At 57.8% G+C, this 3,403-nt stretch carries 1 protein-coding gene; it reads left to right on the top strand.

Annotation, left to right across the window (positions count from 1 at the left end; genetic code table 11):
• On the top strand, positions 1–3,403 hold a 3,403-nt coding region (locus GH722_20620; GenBank protein MRG74166.1), incomplete at both ends, for a hypothetical protein.

The raw sequence follows: 3,403 nt of genomic DNA, 5'->3' as shown, positions 1-3,403 counted from the left end.
CAACATCTCGGTTGGGGAACATTGCGAGCAGCCGTTCCAGTATCTGGTGTTCACAGCCGAGCCGTATGCCGACCCGAGCGACAATCCGACAGGTGACAGCTCCGATTACTTCATCCGTTCGGTTGATTTCGAGACGGATTACAGCTTCGGGATGGAGGAATTCACCTATCAGATGGCGGATGGGGATGGTGATGTCTCCGAAGCGACGCTGACGATCAACATGACGGATCTGGATCGTCCGGATTCACCGACGCCGGAAGATCCGGAGAATTCGGGTCAGCCAGATCTGAATCTGGTGAACACGACGGTTGATGAAGACGATCTGTCGGACGGTACGGATGAGACGAAGGAGAGCACGACGGTCAGCCAGGATATTCTGGTGGACTTTGGTGCTGATGGATCGGGCCGTCTTGAACTGACGGTGAATGATGCCCTGACGGATATGGGTCTGACCTCGAACGGTGTTGCACTTGATTACACGGTGTCGGAAGACGGCACGGTGATCACGGCGACGGCAGGTGAGGGCGGCGACACGGTCTTCACGGTGACGCTGAACGGCGATGCGGATAGTGGCTACAGCTATTCGTTCGATCTTCAGGGTGCGGTTGATCACCCGGATGCAGATGGTGAGAACCAGCTTGATCTGACGTTTGGCATGCAGGTCTTTGATAAGGACGGTGACTGTGCCGAGGGCACGTTCACAGTCGGTATCATTGATGATGTTCCGGTTGCAGAAGTTGTTGAGGTGAGCGGCCCTGGCGTCACGGTATCGCTGGATGAAGATGATCTGTCGGACGGCACGGATGAGACCAAGGAAAGCCTGTCCGCGACCGGCGATCTGGGTCTCGGTGGTGATCTGATCACGATTGATTACGGTGCAGATGGTCCGGCCGATGGTCAGCCGACGGCGCTGGGTTACGACGATCTGGACTGGGCGCTTGAAGGCCCGGCGGGTCTGAGCAGCCAGGGTGAAGCGGTCACCTACAGCTGGGATGCGGCAACGCAGACCCTGCAGGCGACAGCGGACGGCCGTGATGTGTTCACGGTGGAACTGAATGAAGACGGCAGCTACACCTTCACGCTGCAGGACAGCCTTGATCACGGGGCGGCAGACGGTGAGAACAGCCTCGGCCTCGAGTTCACGCTGACGGGCACGTCGACGGTGGACAGTGCGGTTGATTTTGATGGTGACAGCGTCAGCCTGGGAGACCAGAGCCTCACGCAGACCTTCTCTGTGAATGTTGTTGATGACACGCCTGCGGCAGCTGAAGTCGGCACGCCGACGGCGGCTGATACAGTGACGCTGGATGAAGACGATCTGGCTGACGGTACGGATGCTGACAAGGAGAGCCTGAGTGCCTCCGGCGATCTGGGCCTCGATGGTGATCTGATCACCATCAACTACGGTGCAGATGGCCCGGCAGATGGTGCGCCGACAGCACTGGGCTATGACGATCTGAGCTTTGAACTGACAGGCCCGAGCGGTCTGACCAGCCAGGGTGAAGATGTCACCTACGAGTGGGATGCATCCACCAACACGCTGCAGGCGACTGCGGATGGCCGTGATGTGTTTACGGTGGAACTGAATGAAGACGGCTCCTACACCTTCACGCTGCAGGACAGCCTCGATCATGGCGCTGCGGATGGTGAGAACAGCATGGGCCTTGAGTTCACGCTGACCGGTTCGCCGGCGGATGATGCGGTGACAGATTACGATCTTGATCCGAGCCAGCTTTCTGGCCTGACGGTGGAACAGACCTTCAGCGTCAACGTGACGGATGATGTTCCGGAAGCCGTGGTGAATGATCCGGATCCTGTTGGCAGCGGTTCAGGCAGCGAGTACCTGACCGTGACCAACATGGGCGAGGAATCCGCCTCCTATAACAACACCTACGGCTACTACATCCAGAATGAGGATGGTGAGCCGACGACAGGTCAGATCATCTGGTCGAACACGAAGCAGGATATCGGCGAGACCTACACGATTGACGGCGTTGATCCGGACAGTGTTGGCTTCTTCGTGATCCCGAACGGCTCGTCGCTGAATGGCAACCTTGAGAACGGCATGGAAGTGACGTTCGAACAGGATGGCAACGGCAACTGGCATGTTGTTGACGACAATGGCGGTGTCCTGAATGGTCAGGGTACCGGGGCGATCTTCTCGAATGCGGACCTGAATGCTGATGGTCTGGATCATACGTCTGATAGTCCGTCACCGGGCGACCAGAATTGGGAAGACATCCATAATGGTGGTGATGTCGACTACAACGATGTGAACATCGAGGTCGAGCGCTACAACACGACGGTCTCTGTTGATGAGGATGATCTGGCCGACGGTACGGATCAGACGAAGGAAGGCCTGAGTGCTTCCGGCGATCTGGGTATGGATGGTGACCTGATCACCATCAATTACGGTGCGGATGGCCCGGCCGATGGTGCGCCGACGGCACTGGGCTATGATGATCTGAGCTTTGAACTGACAGGCCCGGAAGGCCTGACCAGTCAGGGCGAGCCGGTAACTTACGAATGGGATGCGGCGACCAACACGCTGCAGGCCTCTTCAGATGGCCGTGATGTGTTCACGGTTGAGCTGAACGAAGACGGCAGCTTCACCTTCACGCTGCAGGACAGCCTGGATCATGGTGCGGCTGACGGCGAGAACAGCATGGACCTCGGCTTTACGCTGACAGGTACGCCTGATGCGGATGCGCTGACGGATTATGATCTTGATCCGGCGCTGGTCGGTGATGTGACCGTGACCCAGACCTTCTCTGTGAATGTTGTCGATGATGTTCCGGAAACGGGTGAAGTCGGTACGGTCGGACAGGCGGAATCCGTCTCGCTGGATGAAGATGATCTGGCTGACGGTACGGATGCTGATAAGGAGAGCCTGAGTGCCTCCGGCGATCTGGGCCTCGATGGTGATCTGATCACCATCAATTACGGTGCAGATGGCCCGGCAGATGGTGCGCCGACAGCACTGGGTTATGACGATCTGAGCTTTGAACTGACCGGCCCGAGTGGTCTGACCAGCCAGGGTGAAGATGTCACCTATGAGTGGGATGCCTCGACCAACACGCTGCAGGCGACTGCGGATGGCCGTGATGTGTTCACAGTGGAACTGAATGAAGACGGCTCCTACACCTTCACGCTGCAGGACAGCCTCGATCATGGCGCTGCGGATGGTGAGAACAGCATGGGCCTTGAGTTCACGCTGACCGGTTCGCCGGCGGATGATGCGGTGACAGATTACGATCTTGATCCGAGCCAGCTTTCTGGCCTGACGGTCGAACAGACCTTCTCTGTCAACGTGACGGATGATGTTCCGGAAGTTGTGGTGAATGATCCGGATCCGGTTGGCAGCGGTTCAGGCAGCGAGTACCTGACCGTGACCAACATGGGC

This window comes from Alphaproteobacteria bacterium HT1-32, from assembly GCA_009649675.1.
Lineage (GTDB): Bacteria > Pseudomonadota > Alphaproteobacteria > Rhodospirillales > HT1-32 > HT1-32.
This window is presented reverse-complemented; position numbering and strand designations above follow the sequence as displayed.